Annotated in this window: 15 protein-coding genes; 7 read left to right on the top strand and 8 right to left on the bottom strand. The window is 72.7% G+C overall.

Features of this window, described 5'->3' with window-relative positions; all coding sequences use genetic code 11:
• Positions 1 to 488 precede the first annotated feature (488 nt).
• The 3 genes from BS72_RS04975 (at position 489) to BS72_RS04965 (ending at position 3,101) form a co-directional block, all read left to right on the top strand.
• A complete protein-coding gene (locus BS72_RS04975; RefSeq protein ID WP_037906709.1) occupies positions 489 to 1,190 on the top strand; it encodes a TerB family tellurite resistance protein in 702 nt (233 codons plus the stop codon).
• 151 nt (positions 1,191 to 1,341) lie between these two features.
• A complete protein-coding gene (gene recO / locus BS72_RS04970) occupies positions 1,342 to 2,145 on the top strand; it encodes a DNA repair protein RecO (RefSeq protein ID WP_051950681.1) in 804 nt (267 codons plus the stop codon).
• 158 nt (positions 2,146 to 2,303) lie between these two features.
• Positions 2,304 to 3,101 (top strand): isoprenyl transferase, encoded by a 798-nt coding sequence (locus BS72_RS04965; protein WP_037906707.1) that lies wholly within the window; start codon positions 2,304 to 2,306, stop codon positions 3,099 to 3,101.
• Positions 3,102 to 3,207: 106 nt separating this feature from the next.
• Here BS72_RS04965 and BS72_RS04960 read toward each other — a convergent pair whose 3' ends face one another.
• Positions 3,208 to 4,107, bottom strand: coding sequence for a calcium-binding protein (locus tag BS72_RS04960; RefSeq protein ID WP_037906705.1), 900 nt, complete (start codon positions 4,105 to 4,107; stop codon positions 3,208 to 3,210).
• 452 nt (positions 4,108 to 4,559) lie between these two features.
• Positions 4,560 to 5,942, bottom strand: a complete 1,383-nt coding sequence (locus BS72_RS04955; RefSeq protein WP_037906703.1) for a glycine--tRNA ligase — start codon at positions 5,940 to 5,942, stop codon at positions 4,560 to 4,562.
• Positions 5,943 to 6,123: 181 nt separating this feature from the next.
• Between BS72_RS04955 and BS72_RS04950 the strand changes: the two genes are divergently transcribed.
• A complete protein-coding gene (locus BS72_RS04950) occupies positions 6,124 to 6,603 on the top strand; it encodes a Fur family transcriptional regulator (protein ID WP_078901019.1) in 480 nt (159 codons plus the stop codon).
• A gap of 223 nt (positions 6,604 to 6,826) precedes the next feature.
• Here the strand turns inward: BS72_RS04950 and BS72_RS04945 are convergent, their stop codons facing one another.
• Complete coding sequence (locus tag BS72_RS04945) at positions 6,827 to 7,807, bottom strand: helix-turn-helix transcriptional regulator (RefSeq protein ID WP_198545756.1); 981 nt, start codon at positions 7,805 to 7,807, stop codon at positions 6,827 to 6,829.
• Between the two features lie 155 nt (positions 7,808 to 7,962).
• Between BS72_RS04945 and BS72_RS04940 the strand changes: the two genes are divergently transcribed.
• On the top strand, positions 7,963 to 12,312 hold the full coding sequence (locus tag BS72_RS04940; RefSeq protein ID WP_051950680.1) for a carboxypeptidase regulatory-like domain-containing protein: 4,350 nt from the start codon (positions 7,963 to 7,965) through the stop codon (positions 12,310 to 12,312).
• A gap of 105 nt (positions 12,313 to 12,417) precedes the next feature.
• Here BS72_RS04940 and BS72_RS04935 read toward each other — a convergent pair whose 3' ends face one another.
• From BS72_RS04935 to BS72_RS04925, 3 genes are all read right to left on the bottom strand, one after another.
• Entirely contained in the window at positions 12,418 to 13,419 is a 1,002-nt protein-coding gene (locus BS72_RS04935; protein WP_037906695.1) for an aldo/keto reductase, read from the bottom strand.
• Between the two features lie 235 nt (positions 13,420 to 13,654).
• Positions 13,655 to 14,179: a MarR family winged helix-turn-helix transcriptional regulator gene (locus tag BS72_RS04930; RefSeq protein WP_078901017.1), complete on the bottom strand. Its 525-nt coding sequence runs from the start codon at positions 14,177 to 14,179 to the stop codon at positions 13,655 to 13,657.
• Entirely contained in the window at positions 14,176 to 15,597 is a 1,422-nt protein-coding gene (locus BS72_RS04925) for an MFS transporter (RefSeq protein WP_037906692.1), read from the bottom strand. The genes BS72_RS04930 and BS72_RS04925 overlap by 4 nt, the downstream gene beginning before the upstream one ends.
• 329 nt (positions 15,598 to 15,926) lie before the next feature.
• Here BS72_RS04925 and dusB point away from each other — a divergent pair, with 329 nt between their 5' ends.
• Together dusB and ppdK are read left to right on the top strand one after the other, a co-directional pair.
• A complete protein-coding gene (gene dusB, locus BS72_RS04920; protein ID WP_037907690.1) occupies positions 15,927 to 17,102 on the top strand; it encodes a tRNA dihydrouridine synthase DusB in 1,176 nt (391 codons plus the stop codon).
• 457 nt (positions 17,103 to 17,559) lie between these two features.
• A complete protein-coding gene (gene ppdK / locus BS72_RS04915) occupies positions 17,560 to 20,343 on the top strand; it encodes a pyruvate, phosphate dikinase (RefSeq protein WP_078901016.1) in 2,784 nt (927 codons plus the stop codon).
• A gap of 273 nt (positions 20,344 to 20,616) precedes the next feature.
• Here the strand turns inward: ppdK and BS72_RS04910 are convergent, their stop codons facing one another.
• Together BS72_RS04910 and BS72_RS04905 are read right to left on the bottom strand one after the other, a co-directional pair.
• Positions 20,617 to 20,823 (bottom strand): hypothetical protein, encoded by a 207-nt coding sequence (locus BS72_RS04910; RefSeq protein ID WP_037906687.1) that lies wholly within the window; start codon positions 20,821 to 20,823, stop codon positions 20,617 to 20,619.
• Between the two features lie 159 nt (positions 20,824 to 20,982).
• Positions 20,983 to 22,104, bottom strand: coding sequence for a tyrosine-protein phosphatase (locus tag BS72_RS04905; RefSeq protein WP_037906685.1), 1,122 nt, complete (start codon positions 22,102 to 22,104; stop codon positions 20,983 to 20,985).
• Positions 22,105 to 22,121: the final 17 nt, after the last annotated feature.

The following is a 22,121-nucleotide window of genomic DNA, read 5'->3' as shown; positions in this document are numbered from 1 at the left end:
TCTGAGCGGGTTTCCCAGCAGGCCGCCAGCTCAGGGCCTGGTCAAGACCTGACCAGGCCCTGAGCTGGTGACGCGCCGTTCCGGGCCGATAGCGGCCCGGTTCTGCGCAGGCTCTGGGCGGGCTTCGGCCCGTTCCGCACGGGTCGGGAGCCGGCTGCGACCAGTTCCCGACCCGGCCCCGACCCGGCCCCGGAGCGGCCCCGAACGGTCCGGGAGCGGCCCCCGCCCGGCCCCCGGCCGGGCTCGGACCGGTTCCCGAACCGCCCCTCGGCGGCTCCCCGGTCGGCGCCGAACACCCCTCCCGTCGCGTTCCGGTGGCGAATTGCCCCCGTACGCGGTACTGACTGGGCCTCACCAGTGTGGCTAACATCACGCTGTACGGCACCGTGGCCGTGTCCCGGCGTCCCGGCCGATTCGGTCTGGGCCGTTCTCGCGCGTGCGCGGGCCGGCACGGGTGCGTACCGGGACGAGGACGGCCGGAGGGTGCGATGAAGCTGACGAGGGTCTGGGGTGTGCGCACGTCCTGGCACACCGAGGACGACGGTGAGTTCTACTGCCCCGAGTGCGGCGGTGACCGCGCTTACCACCGCAGGACGGGCACCCGCAGACTGACCGTCCTCAACGTGCCGCTGCTCGACCGCGGCCCGGCCGGCACCGTCGTGGAGTGCGCCGCCTGCCACCGGCAGTACGGCCCCGAGGTGCTGGTCTGCCCCACCACCGCGCGCTTCTCGGCCATGCTGCGGGACGCCGTGCACACCGTGGCGCTGGCCGTGCTGACCGCCGGCGGCGCCTCCGCCCGGCCCACCCGCGACGCGGCGGTGGGCGCGGTGCGGGCGGCCGGCTTCACCGACTGCACCGAGGACCAGCTGCTCGGCCTGCTCGCGGCGATCGTCGCCGACGAAGGCCGCTTCCGGCGGTCCGACGAGCTGGGCCCGGACTCCTTCGCCGAGGCCGTCGACGGGTGCGGCAGCTGGCTGTCGATCGAGCTCCACGAGGCGCTGGAGCCGCTGGCCGACCACCTGGCCCCCCAGGGCCGCGAGCGGGTCCTCCTCCAGGGCGCCCACATCGCGCTGGCCGACGGCCCCTACCTGCCCGCCGAGCGGGACGTCCTGGAGGCGGTGGGCCGCTGCCTGTCGCTGCACACCGACGACATCGACCGGTTGCTGCGCGCCGCCGCCACCACCTCCTGACCCCTCCGCGCCGCGGACCCGGACCTGCCCGGACCCGGCCCGGCCTGCCCGGACCCGGCCCGAACCGGGTCGGACCTGCCCGGACCCTGCCCGGACCCGGCCCGGACCGGGTCGGGTCCGCGCGGGGTCCCGGGTGGGCGAGAATGGGGCCATGACCCTGTTCCGCGACGACGGCATCGTGCTGCGCACCCAGAAGCTGGGCGAGGCGGACCGGATCATCACGCTGCTCACCCGGCGCAACGGCCGGGTACGGGCGGTGGCCCGCGGGGTCCGCCGCACGAAGTCGAAGTTCGGCGCCCGGCTGGAGCCGTTCAGCCACGTCGACGTGCAGTTCTTCACCCGCGGCGGGGAGCTGGTGGGCCGCGGCCTGCCGCTGTGCACCCAGAGCGAGACCATCGCCCCCTACGGCGGCACGATCGTCACCGACTACGAGCGGTACACCTCCGGCACCGCGATGCTGGAGACCGCCGAGCGGTTCACCGACCACGAGGGCGAGCCCGCCGTCCAGCAGTACCTGCTGCTGGTGGGCGCCCTGCGCACCCTGGCGGCGGGGGAGCACGCCCCGCGGCTGGTGCTCGACGCCTTCCTGCTCCGCTCGCTCGCCGTCAACGGCTACGCGCCCAGCTTCGACGACTGCGCCCGCTGCGGCCTGGCCGGCCCGAACCGTTTCTTCTCGGTCGGCGCCGGCGGCGTGATCTGCGCGGACTGCCGGGTGCCCGGCAGCGTCGTCCCCTCCAGGGAGGCGCTGGTGCTGCTGGGCGCGCTGCTGGGCGGCGACTGGGAGACCGCCGACGCGTGCGAGGCGCGGCACTGCCGCGAGGGCAGCGGCCTGGTGGCGGCCTACCTCCAGTGGCACCTGGAGCGCGGCCTGCGCTCGCTGCGCTTCGTCGAGAAGCCGCCTCCCAGACCCGTGGCGCCCGGTGCCGCGAGTCCGGTAGGCGCCGAAGGGCACTGACGGGTGCCCGCAGGCACTGACGGGCGCCGCCGGCCCGGCGGCCGGCGGCCCCGACGGTCGCCGGACGGCCCGGCGGGCGGCCCCGGCCGTCCCGGCCCTCCGACCCCCCGTACCCTGCTGACCAGCAGCACCGACCCACCCGCGGGAGACGTACGACCATGGCACGACGCGGAATCCTCAGCCGTCAGCGCACCACCTACCGCACCCCCGAGCCGCACCCCTCCGGGGAGCGGCCGCCGAAGATCCCCGGCGAGCTGGTGCCCAAGCACGTCGCGATCGTGATGGACGGCAACGGGCGCTGGGCCAAGGAGCGCGAACTGCCGCGCACCGAGGGCCACAAGGTCGGCGAGGGCGTCGTCCTGGACGTCCTCAAGGGCTGCCTGGACATCGGCGTCAAGAACCTCTCGCTGTACGCGTTCTCCACCGAGAACTGGAAGCGCTCGCCGGACGAGGTGCGCTTCCTGATGAACTTCAACCGGGACGTGATCCGCCGCCGCCGCGACGAGATGGACGAACTGGGCATCCGCATCCGCTGGGTGGGCCGGATGCCGAAGATGTGGAAGTCCGTGGTCCAGGAGCTCCAGGTCGCCCAGGAGCAGACGGTCGGCAACGACGCGATGACGCTGTACTTCTGCCTGAACTACGGCGGCCGGGCGGAGATCGCGGACGCCGCCCAGGCGCTGGCCCGCGACGTCGCGGCCGGCCGGCTCGACCCGTCCAAGGTCAACGAGAAGACCTTCGCGAAGTACCTCTACTACCCCGACATGCCGGACGTGGACCTCTTCCTGCGCCCCAGCGGGGAGCAGCGCACCTCCAACTACCTGATCTGGCAGTCCAGCTACGCGGAGATGGTCTTCCAGGACGTGCTGTGGCCGGACTTCGACCGCCGCGACCTGTGGCGCGCCTGCATGGAGTACGCCTCCCGAGACCGCCGGTTCGGCGGCGCGAAGGCGTGACCGGCGGGCGGTAGCCGTCCCGCCCGCCGGCCGTCCGGCCCGGAGACCGCTGAGGCTTCCGGGCCGGCCAGCCGGGATGTGCGGGAAGGGCTGGGCGGGCGGCGGCTCAGTCCTGGTGCACGACGTCGGTGCCGGGGCCGCCGTCGAGGGTGTCCGTGCCGGGACCGCCGTACAGGTGGTCGTCGCCCTTGTCACCGTTGATCGTGTCGTCGCCCTTGCCGCCGCGCAGGACGTCCTTCCCGTTCCCGCCGGACAGGTGGTCGTCGCCGGGGCCGCCGTAGATCCTGTCGTTGCCGTCGCCGCCGGACAGGTCCTGCCAGCCGGCGCCGCCGTGGATCACGTCTTTGCCGGCGCCGCCGTCGACGGAGGTGTAGTTGCCGGTGGCGTAGACGGTGTCGTCGCCGTCGCCGGCCAGGACGATGGCGCCCTTGGCGGCCTTGATCGTGTCGTCGCCGTCACCGCCCAGCGCCACCGTGTACGGGCCCACCGTGAGGGTGTCGTCGCCCGCGTCGCCGGAGACGGAGTTCCCCTGGACACCGCCGGTCTCGGTCAGGGTGTCGTTGCCGTCGCCCAGGTCGATCGAGGCGAAGTAGTACGTCTGGCCGGTCTGGTTGTCGTACGCGACGGTGTCGTCGCCGTCGCCGAGGGACAGCTGGAGTGTCGCGTACGGGTCCTCGCTGTCCTCCCCGGTGACCAGGCAGGAGACCCGCGTCCGGTCCGCGGGGCCGGCGTAGGAGCAGCCGTCGCCCGTGGTGATGGTGACGTCGTCGGAGATGGCGTAGGTGAAGTCCGCACCGCTCCTCGTCGCGGTGACCGACACGTTGTTCGTCTGCCCGGAGGCGGCGGTGTAGACGACCACTCCGTTGTCGACCGCGACGGTGGCGGCCGAGGTGGCGGCCTCGGCGGTGCCCGCGACCAGGAGCGGGGTGGCCAGCGCCGAGCCGAGGACCAGCGTCAGGGCTGATGCGGCACGTGTCATCCGGCGGCTGACAGGACGAGAGGACATGGCGAGCTCCAGGAGAAGTCGGTGTTTGCCGGAGTCGGTGCTCCGACGACAACGTGTGACTTCCGGGATGTGCTTTTCGTTGCCTCGCCGCTTTGCGCGAAGAGTGTCCCCGCCGGCCCGTTTCGGACGGCCGTCGCGCCGATGACCTGCGGTCTTCCTTCGGCCGATCGAATTTCCCGCAGAACTCCTCCAGGAACTGTTCACCTCGCGGCCGCCTCCCGGCCCGGCGGAGACGGCGGGCCGGAATTCCGGGCTCCGCCGGAATCGCGTGTTCCGCCGGCCGGTTTCGGTCGACCGGTGGCGAATGCACCGAGGTACGGGAAAGGGGGCAAAAAGGCATTGGAAGGCGGGAGAAGGCAGGAGAAGGCGTGGAAGGGGCGTGAAAAAAGGGGGCGCCGTCCACTACCGGACGGCGCCCCCTCATCGCCCCCGCGGGGCCGGGGCCCGGGGTGTCAGCAGCCCAGCAGCCGCGTGGCCAGGTAGGACTCCACCTGGTCCAGCGAGATCCGCTCCTGCTTCATCGTGTCGCGCTCGCGCACGGTCACCGCGTTGTCCTCAAGGGTGTCGAAGTCGACGGTGATGCAGAACGGCGTGCCGATCTCGTCCTGGCGGCGGTAGCGGCGGCCGATGGCGCCGGCGTCGTCGAACTCGATGTTCCAGTGCGCGCGCAGCGCGGTGGCCAGGCCCTTCGCCTTCGGCGACAGCTGCGGGTTGCGGGACAGCGGCAGCACCGCGACCTTCACCGGCGACAGCCGCGGGTCGAGCCGCAGCACGGTGCGCTTCTCCATCACGCCCTTGGCGTTCGGCGCCTCGTCCTCGGTGTAGGCGTCGATCAGGAACGCGAGCATGGCGCGGTTCACACCGGCGGCCGGCTCGATCACGTACGGGTACCAGCGCTCGCCCGCCTCCTGGTCGAAGTACGACAGGTCCTGGCCGGAGCCCTTGGCGTGGGCGTTCAGGTCGTAGTCCGTGCGGTTGGCCACGCCCTCCAGCTCGCTGAACTCCGAGCCGCCGAAGTTGAAGCGGTACTCGATGTCCACGGTGCGCTTGGCGTAGTGGGAGAGCTTCTCCTTGGGGTGCTCGAAGAAGCGGATGTTCTCCTCGCGGATACCCAGGCCCAGGTACCAGTTCCAGCGCTGCTGCAGCCAGTACTCGTGCCAGGTCTCGTCCTCGCCCGGCTTGACGAAGAACTCCATCTCCATCTGCTCGAACTCGCGGGTGCGGAAGATGAAGTTGCCCGGGGTGATCTCGTTCCGGAACGACTTGCCCATCTGCGCGATGCCGAACGGCGGCTTCTTGCGCGAGGTGGTCTGCACCTGGGGGAAGTTCACGAAGATGCCCTGCGCGGTCTCCGGGCGCAGGTACGCGAGCGAGCCGGCGTCCTGCGTCGGGCCGAGGTGGGTCTGGAGCATGCCGGAGAACTGCTTGGGCTCGGTGAAGGCGCCCTTGGTGCCGCAGTGCGGGCAGTTGATGTCGGCCAGGCCGTTCGGCGGCGGGTTGCCGTGCTTGGCCTCGTACGCCTCCTCCAGGTGGTCGGCCCGGTACCGCTTGTGGCAGGAGGTGCACTCGGTCAGCGGGTCGGAGAACGTGGCGATGTGGCCGGAGGCGGCCCACACCTCGGGGGCGAGGATCACCGACGAGTCGAGCCCCACCACGTCGTCGCGCGAGGTGACCATCGACCGCCACCACTGGCGCTTGATGTTCTCCTTGAGCTCGACGCCCAGCGGCCCGTAGTCCCAGGCGGCCCGCGAGCCGCCGTAGATCTCGCTGCTCGGGAAAACGAAGCCACGGCGCTTGCTCAGGCTGACGATGGTGTCGATCTTGTCGGCGGCCACGGTGCTCTCTTCAGTACGACGAAGGGGTCAGTCCTCCCAGATTACCGGCGGGTGCGGGGCGCATATCAAATCCGTTCTCCCAGTCCAGCGCGAGGCGTGGTCCGGGCGGGCGAAGAACGAGCAATAATTGACAACGGTTTCCACTTACGGGGGCCGTGGTGATCGGGTCCAGGCTGGCACAATGGGGCGACCCGGAGGAGTGCGACCGAGAAGGAGACAACCGGTGAGCAGCACCAGACAGCCCGTGCGCAGCCGCTCCACCCGGCAGCGGGCCGCGGTGGCGGCGGCACTCGACGAGGTCGAGGAGTTCCGCAGCGCCCAGGACCTGCACGACCTGCTCAAGCACCGGGGCGACTCGGTGGGCCTGACCACGGTCTACCGCACGCTCCAGTCCCTCGCCGACGCCGGCGAGGTCGACGTGCTGCGTACCGGCGACGGCGAGTCCGTCTACCGCCGCTGCTCCGGCGGGGGGCACCATCACCACCTGGTCTGCCGCGGCTGCGGCAAGGCGGTCGAGGTCGAGGGGCCGGCCGTGGAGAAGTGGGCCGAGTCGATCGCCGCCGACCACGGCTTCGTGGATGTCGCCCACACGGTGGAGATCGTCGGCACCTGCGCGGAGTGCGCCGCCGCGGCGGCCCCGCCGGCCGCGAACCCCGGGTGACGGGCCGGACCGGGGCCGCTTCGCCGCGTCGGTGAGCCGGCCGAGCGTCGTGCCGCCGGATGGCGGCGCCCCGCGCGCGGGCCGGTGGCAGGTTCACGACTCCGTCGTCCCCCGGCCCCCGGTCCCGGCGCGCGAGCAGCCCGGCCGGGTCGGGAGGCCGCTGTTCCCCGGGTCCGCTGTTGCCCCCGGGGCTGCTGTTCCCCGCGTCCGCCGTCGGCGTCCGCTACAGCCAGCCGCGGCGGGCCGCCTCCATGCCGATCTGGAAGCGGGTCCGCGCGCCCACCTGCTGCATGAGTTCGTGGATGTGCCGCTGCACCGTGCGGATGCTCCACCCGAAGGTGCGGGCGATGGCCGCGTCGGTCGCGCCGCTGGCGAGCAGGCCGAGCAGCTGCCGGTCCCGCGGGTTCCTCGTCACCTGGCTCCCGGTCGGCCCCGACCGGTTGAGCGGAACCGCGCGGCTCCAGACGGCCTCGAAGAGCGCGGCGGTCATGTCCAGCAGTGAGGACGGGTGGATGAGGTAGGCGACGCTGTTGTGGTAGTCGGCGGCCGAGCTCATGATCGCCAGAGTGTCGTCGCACATCACCAGCTTCACCGGCAGCGAGGTGCCGACCTTGGCGCGTTCGCCGCGCTTGATGCCCTCCCAGATGTTCTCCAGCCGGCCGGGGATGGCCACCGACTCCTGGTCGTAGACGACGCGGTAGCCGATGGTGCCCTCCGCAAGGAACCGCCGCTCCTCCAGGTTGGGGCCCTCGTCCCCGTGCTCGCCCGCGGCGACGAAGTACGGCGGCTTGTCGAACGCCCGGACCTCCTGCTGCGCCCGGCGCTGAACGCGCATGAAGGTGCGCCAGATCTTCGGCGCGCCGTTGATCACCTCGACGTTGCTGTCGCGCTGGTTCGCGGACTTCTCGGCGTGGAACGCCTCGTCGAGCGTGTTCAGGTGCTGCTGGAGCTGGCGGAGTTCGTGCTCGCGCTTGGCGATCAGCACCGAGCCGGCCAGCGACGGCTCCACCGCGGTGTACCGGGCCGGCCGGCCGGGAGCGCGGGTCACCAGACCGCGCTGGATCAGGCTGGTGAGGGCCCGCGTGGTCGTCGAGGTGGTGACGTTGACGCGGCTTGACAGATCGTCAGCGGTGGAGTGGCCGCGCGATATGAGTGTCTCGTACACACGTGCCTCGGTCTCGGGTATCCCGATTGTTTCCCACATGAGAACTCCTTGGCGTGTTTGTGACATCTGTCCAGAACCCGAAGTCATCCGGTACTTGTCAGGGGTGGCACAACCACGACACCGTCTCATGTCACATGACTCGCCGGGATCACTTCCGACCCGCCGTGTGTGTACAGCCCCAAGGGGAGACATCGGTGAAGAACACGTCCTTGCCACGAAGACTCATCACCCTCCTGACCGCCGGAGTCGTCGCCGCCGGCATGTCCGTAGCCGCCGCGGGCGCGGCACAGGCCGCACCGGAACCGCGGACGTCGTCCACGGCGGCCGCTTCGCAGGCGGCATCGGCACAGCAGACGTCGTCCACGGCGGCCGGCTCGAAGGCCGCGTCGGGACAGCAGAGCCCGTCCACGACGACGGGTTCGCAGCCGGCCGGCTTCTCGTCCGTCTGCGGATCGGCCACGGGTAACCGCGCGTTCGCCTGCCAGGCGCTGAAGCGCACCGACGTGGTGGAGCCGAAGGCGGTCGGGGCGGACGCCGTTCCGGCCGGCTACGGGCCGAGTGACATCCAGTCCGCCTACGACCTGCCGTCCACGACGTCGTCGCCGACGGTGGCCATCATCGACGCGTTCGACGACCCCAAGGCCGAGTCCGATCTCGCCGTCTACCGCGCGCAGTTCGGGCTGCCCGCGTGCACCACGGCCAACGGCTGCTTCACCAGGGTCGACCAGAACGGCGGCACGGACTTCCCGCCCGCACCGCCCGCGGGCGACGACTGGCCGACGGAGATATCGCTGGACCTCGACGCCGTGTCGGCGGCCTGCCCCGGCTGCCACATTCTTTTCGTCGAAGCTGACAACGATGTCGACCCCGACAGCCTGCCCACGGCCGCCGACACCGCCCGCACGATGGGCGCGAAGTACATCTCGATGAGCTGGGGCGGCAGCGAGGACGGCACCGAGAACGGCGCCGACGAGCAGTTCTTCGACCACCCGGGCGTCGTCTACACCGCCTCCAGCGGTGACGACGGCTACTCCGCCGGAACGATCTACCCCTCCACCTCGCAGTACGTCGTGTCCGTCGGCGGCACCACGCTCTCACGGGCGACCGGCACCGGACGCGGCTGGACGGAGTCGGCGTGGGACGGGGCCGGCAGCGGCTGCTCGGCCGACGTGACCAAGGCGGCCTGGCAGAGCGGGGTCTCGGCCTGCGCCACCCGCGCGGACACCGACATCTCCGCGGTCGCCGACCCCAGCACGGGGCTGGCCGTCTACAACAGCGACACCGGCAGCGGCTGGGACGTCGTCGGCGGCACCAGCCTGTCCGCGCCGCTCGTCGCCGCGATGTACGCCCTGGCGGGCACCCCCGTCCCGGGCACGTCCCCGGTGTCCTACCCGTACGAGGACCCGCACCAGGCCGACGACCTCAACGACGTCACCCAGGGGGCGAACGGCTCGTGCTCGCCGACCGCGCTCTGCGTGGCCGGCGCCGGCTGGGACGGCCCGACCGGCCTCGGCACGCCGCACGGTGTGGGCGCGCTGACCACCGGCCCGCACGGTCAGATCTCGGGGCAGGTGACCGACTCCTCCACCGGCAAGCCGCTCTCCGGCGTCAAGGTGTCCGTCGACGACGGCGGGTACACCGCGACCACGGACACCGACGGCGACTACGACCTGGGCGTCCCGCCCGGCAGTTACGCCCTGACCGCGACCAGGTACGGCTACACCGACAAGGGCGTCACCGGCATCGCGGTCACCGTGGACACCACCACGACCGAGAACGTCGCCATGACCGCCGAGCCCGTCCACACGGTGTCCGGCGACGTGACCGACGGGTCCGGCCACGGCTGGCCGATGCGGGCGAAGATCACCATCGACGGCTACCCGGGCGGCCCGGTCTACTCCGACCCCTACACCGGCCACTACTCGGTGAGCCTGCCCGCGGGCAGCGACTACACGCTGCACGTCGCCTCGGCCGACCTGCCCGGATACACCGGCCAGAACGCCACCGTGGCCGTGGACGACGCCGACGTGTCGAAGGACATCGCGCTCAAGGTCGACACGAGCGTCTGCACCGCTCCCGGCTACGCCTACCAGGAGGACGGCACCACCGAGGCGTTCACCGGCTGGTCGGGCAGCAGCGTGCACGACGGCTGGACGGTGACCGACAGCGCCGGCACCGGCCAGGCCTGGGTCTTCGACAACCTGAGCGGCTACGCGGCACCGCCCGGCGGTGACGCCGACTTCGCCGACGCCGACTCCGACTACTACGGCCAGGGCGGCCGCCAGGACACCTCGCTGGTCTCCCCGGTGATCGACCTGTCCGACAAGGTCGATCCCGAGATCGGCTTCGACAGCACCTACATCAGCTTCCCGGGCCAGACCGGCAGCGTCGACCTCAGCCTGGACGGCGGCACCACCTGGACCAGCGTCTTCCAGCCCGACGGCAGCTCGAAGCACATCGACGTGCCGATCCCGCAGGCGGCCGGGCAGTCCGACGTGCGGGTGCGCTTCCACTTCACCGGCTCCTGGAGCCGGCGCTGGGAGCTCGACAACATCCTGGTCGGCAGCCGCTCCTGCGCTCCGCAGACCGGCGGGCTGGTGGCCGGCACCGTGACCGACACCAACACCGGCGACCCGCTCGACGGCGCGAAGGTCACCAGCGGCAGCAACGCCGCGCAGTCCGGCGTGACGGTCGCCACCCCGGACGACGCGGGCCTGGGCGACGGCTACTACTGGCTGTTCAGCTCGCACACCGGCGCCACCGCCTTCACGGTCGCCGACGGCAAGTACACGTCCACGCAGGCGAGCGTCAACGTACCGGCCAACGGCGTCCGGCACCGCGACTTCGCGCTCGGCGCCGGCCACCTGACCGTCGCCCAGCAGACCGTGTCGACCAGCCAGGAACTCGGCGCGGCCAAGTCGAAGACCGTGACCTTCGGCAACGACGGCACCGCACCGGTGCACGTGAGCCTCGGCCAGGACGACGCCGGTTTCACCGCCATGGGCGCGAAGTCCGGCGCCGCCCTCTCCTCGGGCGCGCCGGCCATGGTCCTCAAGACCGACGCCAGCATCGCCGCTCCGACCGCCGCGACCGCCGCGGCCGGCACCTCCGGGTCCGGGGTGTCCCCGCAGACGGGGCCGTGGACGTCGATCGCCGACTACCCCGAGCCGGTGATGGACGAGGCGGTCGCCGACCACGACGGGAAGATCTACGCGGCCGGCGGCTACAACGGCGACTACGCCACGCAGGACGCCTACGTCTACGACCCGGCGGTCGGCTCCTGGAGCCCGATCGCGCGGCTGCCCGAACCCCTGGAGGCGACCTCCGCGGCGTTCGTCGGCGACACGCTGTACGTCGCCGGCGGGTGGAACGCACTGAGCCAGGACAGCACCCACACCTACGCCTACAGCCCGGCCGCGAACACCTGGACGCGGGTCGCCGACCTGCCCGACGGTGTCGCCGGGGCCGGAACCGCGGTGGCCGACGGCAGGCTCTACGTGATCGCCGGCTGCACGTCGGGGCAGTGCCTGCCCGCCACCTCCGCCGTCTACAGCTACGACCCGGGCAGCGACGCCTGGACCGCGGCACCGGACTACCCGTCCTCGGTCGCCTTCGCGGCGTGCTCGGGTGTCGAGGCGAAGGTGGTGTGCGCCGGCGGCACCAGCGGCAGCACCACGCTGAGCAGCACCTACACCTACACCCCCGGCGCCTCCGGCTGGACCCGGGGAGCCGACCTGCCCACCGACGTGTGGGGTGCGTCCACCGCCGCGGCCAACGGCCGGCTGGAGGTCATGGGCGGCATCGTCAACGACGGTAAGGACGTGACCAACCAGGGCTTCGCCTACGACCCCGACACCGACTCGTGGTCCGACCTGCCCAACTCCAACAGCGCGACCTACCGCGGCGGCGCCGCGTGCGGCATCTACAAGATCGGCGGCTCGGGCGCCGGCGGCGCCGTCCCGGTCGCCGAGAACCTGCCCGGCTACGACCAGTGCGGCGGCTCCGTCGCCTGGATGTCGACGAGCACCACCGGGTTCGACGTGGCGCCCGGCGCGACCGTGAAGGTCCAGGTCACCACCGACTCCTCGGCGGTGTCCCAGCCCGGTACCTACCTGGGGAACCTGGTCATCGGCACCGACTCGCCGTACGGCAGCGCCCAGCCGGTCGTCGTGACCATGGAGGTCACCCCGCCCAAGACCTGGGGCAAGGTGACCGGGACGGTGACCGGCAGCGGCGGCGCACCGGTCGCCGGCGCCACCATCGCGGTCTGCACCATGTACGACACCAGCACCGGCAGGTGCGGCCCGACGACGTTCACCCTGAAGACCGACGGGAGCGGCGCCTACCAGCTCTGGCTGGACAAGGGGTTCAACCCGCTGCAGATCATCGCCGCCAAGGACGGCTACACCCCGCTGCTGAAGATCGCCAGGATCCAGAAGGGAGGGACCACCACCGTCGACTTCGCCCTCACCGCGAACAGCGCCTACACGCAGGCGAAGACGCAGGGCTACCTGACCGCCCACGCGCACGGATCGACCGGGTGACAGCGTCCCGTGACGCTGCCGTGTGACACCGCGAGGTGACACCAGCGGGTGCCGTGCCGGGTCCTCCACCCGGCGCGGCACCCGCGGCCGTTCCGCGCGGGCCGGTCAGCGCTCGCTGTCGAGGTGGGCCATCTGCCGCTCGTCGTACCGGCTGCCCGCCGCCGCGCCGGGCGGTACCGCCTCCTCCATCGCGGCCAGGTCGGCGGCGTCCAGGGCCACGTCGAGCGCGCCCAGCGACTCCGCCAGCCGGTCCCGGCGCCGGGCGCCCACCAGCGGGACGATGTCCTCGCCCCGGGACAGCACCCATGCGATGGCGGCCTGGGCGACGGTGACGCCCTTGCCCTCGGCGACCTTCCGCAGCGCCTCCACCAGCACGAGGTTGCGGTCGAGGTTGTCCCCGCTGAAGCGCGGGCTGCGGTTGCGGAAGTCGCTCTGGTCGGTGGCGCGGTCCTTGGACCAGTGGCCGCTGAGCAGGCCCCGGGAGAGCACGCCGTACGCGGTGACGCCGATGCCCAGCTCGCGGGCGGTGGGCAGCACGGACGCCTCGATGCCGCGGGAGAAGAGGCTGTACTCGATCTGGAGGTCGCTGATGGGCGCGGTGGCCGCCGCCCGGCGCAGGGTGTCGGCGCCCACCTCGGACAGGCCGATGTGCCGGACCCGGCCGGCCTGGACCTCCTCGGCGATGGCCCCGACGGTCTCCTCGATCGGCACCCCCGGGTCGAGCCGGGCGATCCGGTAGACGTCGACGTGGTCGGTGCCCAGCCGGTTCAGCGAGTAGGCGAGGAAGTTCTTCACCGCGGCCGGGCGCCCGTCGTAGCCGCCCCAGCCGCCGCCGGCGTCCCGCAGCGCGCCGAACTTCACGCTGATCGCGACCTGGTCGCGGCTGCCGGGGCGGGCCCGCAGCGCGTCGCGGATCAGCAGCTCGTTCAGGCCCATGGCGTAGAAGTCGCCGGTGTCGAGCAGGGTGACCCCGGCGTCGAGGGCGGCGTGGATGGTGGCGATGGACTCGGCGTCGTCCGTCTCTCCGTACAGGGCGGACATGCCCATGCAACCGAGGCCGATGGCGGAGACGGCGGGTCCGGTCGCGCCGAGGTTACGGGTACGCATCGCGGTCGCTCCTTGAAGGTCGGGTGTGCCAAGTCTCACACGCCGCCCGCCCGTTCCGCCCGCAGCGTTCCGTCCGGCGGGCGTCCGGGCCAGGGCCGCCGACGGAGCCTGGGCGCGAGAACGCCCCGGCGGACCGCGGGGGAGCGGTCCGCCGGGGCGGTGGGCGTGCGGGGTCGGCCTGCCCCGGTCGCCCGGCCGGCCCTGGCCGGTCCTGGCCGACCCTGACCGGCCCTGGTCAGCTCCGGGCGACCAGGGCGGCCACGATGCGGTCCAGCGCGGCCAGCTCCTCGGCGGGCAGCGCGTCGAGGGCGGCCGGCGGCGCGTTGAGGATGGCGTTGGCGCGGGCGGCCGTGCGGTGCCCCTCCGGGGTGGCCGTGACGATCTTGCTGCGGCGGTCGGTGGGGTGCTGGTTCCGCTCGACCAGGCCGCGCTTCTCCAGGTCGTCGACGACCAGCGTCAGGTAGGGCCGGTCGCAGGCCAGCCGCGCGGCCAGGTCGCTCATCGAGGACGGCCGGTCGACGATCCGGCGCAGTGCCTTCACCCGGAAGAAGCTCATCCCCAGCGCCTCGGCGATCTCCTTGCGGCGCTCGTTCTTCTCCAGCACGAAGGCGGTCAGGTTCCGCCACACGTGCTCCGAGAGCCCCGCGGGCCCCGTCTCCGTCGCGGCCCCGGCGTCCCGCGCGCTCTCCTCCGGGAGGGCCGTCGAGCCGCCCACGGAGACGACCGCCGCCGCGGCGCCCGTACGGTTCGTACCGCTCATGACACCTTCACCGCCACCTTGTCCCGGTCCTCCTCGGGCGCCATCAGCGCCGCCGCCGTCCGCTCCGCCGTGCCGCGCGCCCATCGTCCCGTGGTGAGCACCCCCAGGGACAGGACGCTGACGCCGCACCCGGTGATGATCCACCACACGCCGGTGTGCAGACCGGCGGCGAGGGCCGCGCCGAGGACGGCCACGCCCAGCGACTGTCCCACCTGGCGGCTGGTGGAGGCCACCGCCGCGGCGACCCCGGCCTGCGTCCGCGGCATGCCGGACACCGCGGTGTTGGTGATCGGCGCGTTGACGAAGCCGAACCCGATGCCGAAGAGCACGTACGCGGTGAACAGCCGCGGGTCACTGGACTGCGCGTGGAACACGGCGAACATCAGGCCGCTCGCGGTGGTCGCCACGCCGGCCGCCAGCAGCGAGGGGCGCGGGCCGCGGGCGCCGACCAGGCGGCCCGACAGCGGTGCGAAGACCAGGCACATCACCGCCATCGGCAGCAGGTACAGGCCCGCCCGCAGGGCGCTCATGTGCCGGTCGTCCTGGAGGTAGAGGGTGTTGAGGAAGAGGAAGCCGCCCAGCGCCGCGAAGTTGCTGACGGCGATCAGGGTGGCCCCGCTGAACGGCACGCTGCGGAAGAACCGCACGTCGATCAGCGGCTCGTGGCGCCGCGACTCGTACCGGACGAGCGTGCCGACGGCCGCGACGGCCACCACGAAGCAGCCGATGATCAGCGGCGAGCCCCAGCCCGCGCCCGAGCCCTCGATGATCCCGTACGTCAGCGAGCCGAGCAGCACGATCACCAGCAGCTGACCCACCGGGTCCACCCGCCGGGCGCGCGGCGCCCGCGACTCCGGCACGAACTTGGCGGTGAGGATCAGCGCGGCCACGCCCACCGGCAGGTTGATCCAGAAGATCGACCGCCAGCCCACGGAGCCCACCAGCGCGCCGCCGACGATCGGCCCGGCCGCCATGCTGATGCCGACCACGCCGCCCCACACGCCGATCGCCTTGGCGCGCTCCTTGGCGTCGGTGAAGGTGTTGGTGATGATCGACATCGCCACGGGGTTGAGCATCGAGCCGCCCACCGCCTGCACCATGCGGAACGCGATCAGCCAGCCCAGGCCGGGCGCGAGGCTGCACAGCAGCGAGCCGACGGAGAAGACCACCAGGCCTATCTGGAACACCCGGCGACGGCCCAGGCGGTCGGCGGTGGAGCCTGAGACCATCAGCAGCGAGGCGAGCACCACCAGGTAGGCGTCGATCGTCCACTGGAGGCCCGAGATGCTGGAGTGGAAGTCCTCGCGCATCGACGGCAGGGCCACGTTGAGGATCGTGTTGTCCAGGCTGACGATCAGCAGGCTCATACAGCAGATACCGAGCACGAGCATGCGCCGGCGGTAGGACATTTCTGGCATAGGGGAGGCTCCTGGGACGGGGAGAGCGGGGCGGCGACGGAGACGGGGCCGACGACGGAGGCGGCGGCGACGCTGAGGGCGGAGACGCGGCCGGCCGCGCCGTGCGGGGTCAGCGCGCGAATTCCTTAGGCTTCGTAATCTTTAATACTGTACAACGAAGTGTGTTGCGTGTCTCCGTCGGTGCGGAAGGCCGCCGCACTCCCCGCGTCCGCTCGATTCCCCCTCCCTCGGTGGGCCCCCGGGCTGCCCTCGGGTGGCCGCCGGGCGCGGCGCTGGCATGTCGGGGGCATGCCACGTCCCCGTCGGCGCCATGCGGGACAATGGACGGCATGACCGCTGACGCCACCCTGGCCACTCCCGCCCAGGACGCCCCGACCCCCCTGGAGATCGGCCCGCACACCGTGTGGCCGCCGGTGGTCCTGGCCCCGATGGCGGGCATCACCAACGCGCCCTTCCGCACCCTGTGCCGTGAGTCCTCCGGCGGCCGGGGGCTGTTCGTCAGCGAGATGATCACCACCCGCGCGCTGGTCGAGCGGAACGAGAAGACCATGCAGCTGATCCACTTCGACGCGTCGGAGAAGCCGCGCTCGATCCAGCTGTACGGCGTCGACCCGGCCACCGTCGGCAAGGCGGTGCGGATGATCGTGGACGAGGACCTCGCCGACCACATCGACCTCAACTTCGGCTGCCCCGTGCCCAAGGTCACCCGCAAGGGCGGCGGCTCGGCGCTGCCGTTCAAGCGGAACCTGCTGCGGTCGATCCTGCGCGAGGCGGTGACGGGGGCGGGCCGCCTGCCGGTCACCATGAAGATGCGCAAGGGCATCGACGACGACCACCTCACCTACCTCGACGCCGGCCGGATCGCCGTCGAGGAGGGGGTCACCGCGGTCGCGCTGCACGGCCGCACCGCCGCCGAGCACTACGGCGGCACCGCGGACTGGTCGGCCATCGCCCGCCTCAAGGAGCACGTGCCGGAGATCCCGGTGCTCGGCAACGGCGACATCTGGTGCGCGGAGGACGCCGTCCGGATGATGCGCGAGACCGGCTGCGACGGCGTGGTCGTCGGCCGCGGCTGCCTGGGGCGCCCCTGGCTCTTCGGCGACCTGGTCGCCGCGTTCGAGCCGGGCGGCCCGGGCGCCCCGTCCGCGCCGCGGTTCGGGCAGGTCGCCGCGGTGATGCGGCGGCACGCCGACCTCCTCGGCCAGTGGCTGGGCGACGAGAGCCGCGGCGTGATCGACTTCCGCAAGCACGTGCCCTGGTACACCAAGGGCTTCGCGGTCGGCTCCGAGGTGCGCCGGGCGCTGGCCACCGCGTCCTCCCTGGACGAGCTCGACGAGCACCTCGCCAGGATCGACCACGCCCAGCCCTGGCCGGCCCACGCCGACGGCCCGCGCGGGCGCACCGCCGCCGGCAAGCGCGTCGTCCTGCCCGACGGCTGGCTCGACGACCCCTACAGCTGCGCCGTCCTCACGGAGGGCGCGGAGACGGACACGTCCGGCGGCTGACCGCGGCCCCAGGCCGCCGGGCCCCGGGTCCTCGGGCCCCGGCTCCCCGCCGCCTCGGCCCGGCCCGGCGCCCGGATCGCGCGCCGGGCCGCGGTGGCGTAGTCCGCGTACGTCCGGGAGCTGAGGCGGCAGGCGTCGCACCCGCGTGATGTGTGCCACATTTGTTCGTTGCCTAGCTCAAATGAGCGCACATAAGAGCGCTCTACTTCTCGAATGCACGAAGGGCCGCGGCGGGCGGCCCGCGTCCATCCGTCCACCCGCCGCCCGCCCCCGTCGTCACGCCGCGTCGAGACGGCGGCCCGGGCGGCGACGCCCCGACACCCGGACGGCCGCTGCGGCTTCGACTTCTGAACACCGCGTCACGACCCCGTCCGTGCAGTCCGGGGCTTCGATCCGACGGCAGACGGGCGTGAACACCCGTGCGTCATGCCGATGGACGCGCTGGAAAACCTTCGAGATGGGTACGCTCCCCGCCGTCAGGGCAACCAGGACGCGAGGAGTCGAACCACCCGTGTCGGGCAGCGAGCAGGACCACAAGTACGTGTACGGCTTCACCGAGGGCAACAAGGACCTCAAGGACCTCCTCGGCGGGAAGGGCGCCAACCTCGCCGAGATGACCAACCTCGGCCTGCCCGTCCCTCCGGGCTTCACGATCACCACCGAGGCATGCCGGGTCTACCTGGAGTCCGGCGCCGAACCCCCCGCCCTGCGCGCCGAGGTGAGTGCGCACCTCGACGCGCTGGAGCGGCGGATGGGCCGCACCCTCGGGCAGCACGACGACCCGCTGCTGGTCTCCGTCCGCTCGGGCGCGAAGTTCTCCATGCCGGGCATGATGGACACCGTCCTCAACATCGGCCTGTCCGACGCCTCGGTCGCCGGGCTGGCCGCGCGGGCCGGCGGCGACGAGCGGTTCGCCTGGGACTCCTACCGCCGGCTCGTGCAGATGTTCGGCAAGACCGTCCTCGGCGTCGACGGCGAGCTGTTCGAGGAGGCGCTGGAGGCCGCCAAACGGGCCAGGGGCGCGGACAGCGACCTCGGCCTGGACGCGGCCGACCTGCGCGCCCTGGTCGGCGACTTCAAACGGATCGTCGCCGAGCAGGCCGGCCGGGACTTCCCGCAGGACCCGCGCGAGCAGATGGACCTGGCCGTACGCGCCGTCTTCGACTCCTGGAACACCGACCGGGCCCGCCTCTACCGCCGCCAGGAGCGCATCCCCGGCGACCTCGGCACCGCCGTCAACATCGTCGCGATGGTCTTCGGCAACCTCGGCCCCGACTCCGGCACCGGTGTCGCCTTCACCCGCGACCCCGCCAGCGGCCGGCAGGGCGTCTACGGCGACTACCTCCAGAACGCCCAGGGCGAGGACGTGGTGGCGGGCATCCGCAACACCGTCCCCCTCGCTGACCTGGAGCGGATCGACAAGCCCTCCTACGACCAGCTGATGTCGATCATGGAGACGCTGGAGACGCACTACCGGGACCTGTGCGACATCGAGTTCACCGTCGAGCGCGGCCGGCTGTGGATGCTCCAGACCCGGGTCGGCAAGCGCACCGCCGCCGCGGCCTTCCGGATCGCCACCCAGCTGGTGGACCAGGGCCTGATCGACGAGGCCGAGGCGCTGCGCCGGGTCACCGGTGCCCAGCTGGGCCAGCTGATGTTCCCCCGGTTCGACGACGCGGCCACCGCCGACGGCTCGGTGCGGCGCATCGGCTGGGGCATCGCCGCCTCGCCCGGCGCGGCCGTCGGGAAGGCGGTCTTCGACTCGTACACCGCCGTGAAGTGGTCCCGCTCCGGCGAGCGCGTCATCCTCATCCGCCGCGAGACCAACCCGGACGACCTCAGCGGCATGATCGCCGCCGAGGGCATCCTCACCTCCCGCGGCGGCAAGACCTCGCACGCCGCCGTCGTGGCCCGCGGCATGGGCAAGACCTGCGTGTGCGGCGCGGAGGAGCTGGAGGTCGACACCAAGCGGCGGCGGCTGACCGCGCCCGGCGGGGTGGTGCTGGAGGAGGGCGACCTCGTCTCCATCGACGGCTCCAGCGGCAGGATCTACCTCGGCGAGGTGCCGGTGGTGCCGTCGCCGGTCGTCGAGTACTTCGAGGGGCGGACGCGGCCCGACGCGGAGCAGGCGGACGACCTCGTGCGGGCCGTCCACCGGATCATGGCCTACGCCGACCGGGTGCGCCGGCTGCAGGTCCGGGCCAACGCCGACAACGCCGAGGACGCCGCCCGCGCCCGCCGGTTCGGCGCGCAGGGGATCGGGCTGTGCCGTACCGAGCACATGTTCCTCGGCGAGCGGCGCGCACTGGTGGAACGGCTGGTCCTGGCCGACACCGACGCCGAGCGGGAGGCGGCGCTCGACGCGCTGCTGCCGATGCAGCGGGCCGACTTCGTCGAGCTGTTCGAGGCGATGGACGGGCTGCCGGTGACGGTGCGGCTGCTCGACCCGCCGCTGCACGAGTTCCTGCCGGACATCACCGAGCTGTCGGTGCGGGTGGCACTGGCCGAGGCCCGCAAGGACGCCAACGAGAACGACCTGCGGCTGCTCCAGGCCGTCCACCGGCTGCACGAGCAGAACCCGATGCTCGGGCTGCGCGGGGTGCGGCTCGGGCTGGTCGTCCCGGGCCTGTTCGCCATGCAGGTACGGGCCATCGCCGAGGCCGCCGCCGAGCGCCGTGCCGCGGGCGGCGACCCGCGGCCGGAGATCATGGTGCCGCTGGTCGGCACCGTCCAGGAGCTGGAGATCGTCCGCGACGAGGCGGACGGGGTGATCGCGCAGGTCGAGGCGGCCTCGGGACAGCCGCTCGGGCTGTCCATCGGCACCATGATCGAGCTGCCCCGGGCCGCGCTGACGGCCGGCCAGATCGCGGAGGCCGCGGAGTTCTTCTCCTTCGGCACCAACGACCTGACGCAGACCGCGTGGGGGTTCTCCCGGGACGACGTCGAGGCGTCGTTCTTCACCGCCTACCTGGAGAAGGGCATCTTCGGGGTGTCGCCGTTCGAGACGATCGACGCCGACGGCGTCGGGGCCCTCGTGGTCGCCGCGGCACGGGCCGGCCGGGCCACCCGGCCCGGCCTCAAACTCGGGGTGTGCGGTGAGCACGGCGGCGACCCGGAGTCCGTGCACTTCTTCCACCACGCCGACCTGGACTACGTCTCCTGCTCGCCCTTCCGCATCCCGGTGGCCCGGCTGGAGGCCGGCCGCGCCGCCGGGGAGGCCGCGAAGGACGACACGCGATGAGCGGACGGACGTATCCGATGACCGGACCGACGTACCGGATGACCACCTGAATCCGGGGCCGACCCGGACCGCCGGCGGATGGCCCGTGCCCTGGGGCCCACCCCTCACCGCCGGCACCCCCGGGTCCGCCCCGACGGGGGCGGCGCGCCTGTGCGAGCGCGCCGCCCCCACCCTTCTCCCGGCCCGGGCCGCAGCTCTCTGGCCGTAACTCTCTGGCCGTAGCTCTTTTGCCGTACCCCCGGGCCGTACCCGCCGGCCCTCGGCCCCGGAGCCTCAGTCCTCCCAGCGCTCGGGGCCGGCGCCGCGCCACTGGACGAGCTCGGGGCGGCGCAGGTCGAGTGCGTCGAGGTCGTCCAGGCCGGCCCGGCGCAGGAATTCCAGCAGGTCGGCGGTGCCGGTGGCGGTACCGGCGTGCTCGCCGCGGATCGTCACACGGCGTCCGCCGGGACCTGGGGGGTGCACGATGACCGGAGCGTCCATGTCCCCAGCGTAGGACCGCGGCGCGGCTTCCCGGCGGGGTTCCGTCCGGGGGCGTACCGGTCGGGGGCGTACGAGGCGGGGCCCCGCGGAAGGCCGCGGCCCCGGGGCGCCGCGTGGGCGCGCCGGGGCCGCGGGGGAGCGGGGGAACGGCGGGGACGCTCAGCCGGCCAGCATGCGGGCGCGGAGCTTGGCGATCGTCGCCGGGGAGATCCCCAGGCCCTTCACGGCGTAGTCGTACATCGAGCCGTAGTCCTTGGAGACCTCGTCGAACCCGGCGTCGAGGTAGGACGCGCGCACCTGGAGGGCCGGGGCGTAGACGGCGGCCTGCTCCGGGGTCATGGCGGCGAGCGTGGCCTGCGCGGCCGGGCTGTCGTAGTAGTACTGGTTGCTGAGCAGGTAGTCCTGGGTGACCGTGGCCCGGTCGACGCCGAGCAGCGTCAGCAGGACCGCGCTGGTCCAGCCGGTGCGGTCCTTGCCCGCCGAGCAGTGGTAGAGCGTGGCGCCCTTGGCGTTCGCGATCTGGGTGATCAGCTTCCCGAAGTCCTGCTTGGCGTTGTCCTGCGTGACGAAGGAGCGCTCGGTGTCCTCCATCATCGCGGCCATCTGGTCGGCCGTGGTGATCGAGGTCGCCATGCCCGCCGAGCCGGTGCCGATGATGTTGAGGTTGGTGTACTTCGCGCCGGTCGGGACGGAGTCCGGCGCGGCGGCGATCTCCGCCGGGGTGCGCAGGTCGACGTCGCTGGTGATACCGAGGCTGTCGACCACCTTCTGGTCCGCGGCACTCAGCGTCAGCGCGGCCGAGCGGTACACGAGGCCCATCCGCACCCACTGGCCGTCGGCGGTGCGGTAGCCGCCCGCGTCGCGGAGGTTCGGGTCGGAGGCGAGACCGAGGTCGCGCACCGTCAGCACCAGCGGGGCGCCGGAGGCGGGCACCAGCCGGACCCACGAACCGTGGACGCCGGTCACCGTCAGCTTCGCCGAACCGTTCGCGGTGCCGACCAGGCGGGTCTGCGCCGAGGCGGAGGTGCCGGCGAAGACCGCGACCCGCTCGTGCCGGGAGGTGGCGAAGGAGACCGTGAGGGTGCCCGGCTGCTTCCCGTACGCGACGGAGGCGGAGGTGAACGGGCTGGCGACGGTCCGGGAGACCGGGGCGGGGCGGTGCGCGAACGCGGAGGCGTGGGCGTTGGGCTGCGCGATGGCGGCGCCGGCGCCGGCGCCGACCAGGACTGCGGCGCAGGCGGCAACCGCCGCACCCCGCTTGACGTGGGAGAACGTGCTCATGGAGCGGACGGTAGGAA

The sequence above is a fragment of the Actinacidiphila yeochonensis CN732 genome (assembly GCF_000745345.1).
GTDB classification, from domain to species: domain Bacteria; phylum Actinomycetota; class Actinomycetes; order Streptomycetales; family Streptomycetaceae; genus Actinacidiphila; species Actinacidiphila yeochonensis.
Note: the sequence above shows the minus strand (reverse complement) of the source record. Positions and strands in the feature narration are given on the sequence as shown.

Bases quoted from the DNA above. Each gene is read 5' to 3' on its own strand.
- BS72_RS04975 (WP_037906709.1), top strand. From the start codon at position 489: ATGAAGCTGACGAGGGTCTGGGGTGTGCGCACGTCCTGGCACACCGAG.
- recO (WP_051950681.1), top strand. From the start codon at position 1,342: ATGACCCTGTTCCGCGACGACGGCATCGTGCTGCGCACCCAGAAGCTG.
- BS72_RS04965 (WP_037906707.1), top strand. From the start codon at position 2,304: ATGGCACGACGCGGAATCCTCAGCCGTCAGCGCACCACCTACCGCACC.
- BS72_RS04960 (WP_037906705.1), bottom strand. From the start codon at position 4,107: ATGTCCTCTCGTCCTGTCAGCCGCCGGATGACACGTGCCGCATCAGCC.
- BS72_RS04950 (WP_078901019.1), top strand. From the start codon at position 6,124: ATGGGGCGACCCGGAGGAGTGCGACCGAGAAGGAGACAACCGGTGAGC.
- BS72_RS04945 (WP_198545756.1), bottom strand. From the start codon at position 7,807: ATGTGGGAAACAATCGGGATACCCGAGACCGAGGCACGTGTGTACGAG.
- BS72_RS04935 (WP_037906695.1), bottom strand. From the start codon at position 13,419: ATGCGTACCCGTAACCTCGGCGCGACCGGACCCGCCGTCTCCGCCATC.
- BS72_RS04930 (WP_078901017.1), bottom strand. From the start codon at position 14,179: ATGAGCGGTACGAACCGTACGGGCGCCGCGGCGGCGGTCGTCTCCGTG.
- BS72_RS04925 (WP_037906692.1), bottom strand. From the start codon at position 15,597: ATGCCAGAAATGTCCTACCGCCGGCGCATGCTCGTGCTCGGTATCTGC.
- dusB (WP_037907690.1), top strand. From the start codon at position 15,927: ATGACCGCTGACGCCACCCTGGCCACTCCCGCCCAGGACGCCCCGACC.
- ppdK (WP_078901016.1), top strand. From the start codon at position 17,560: ATGGGTACGCTCCCCGCCGTCAGGGCAACCAGGACGCGAGGAGTCGAA.
- BS72_RS04910 (WP_037906687.1), bottom strand. From the start codon at position 20,823: ATGGACGCTCCGGTCATCGTGCACCCCCCAGGTCCCGGCGGACGCCGT.
- BS72_RS04905 (WP_037906685.1), bottom strand. From the start codon at position 22,104: ATGAGCACGTTCTCCCACGTCAAGCGGGGTGCGGCGGTTGCCGCCTGC.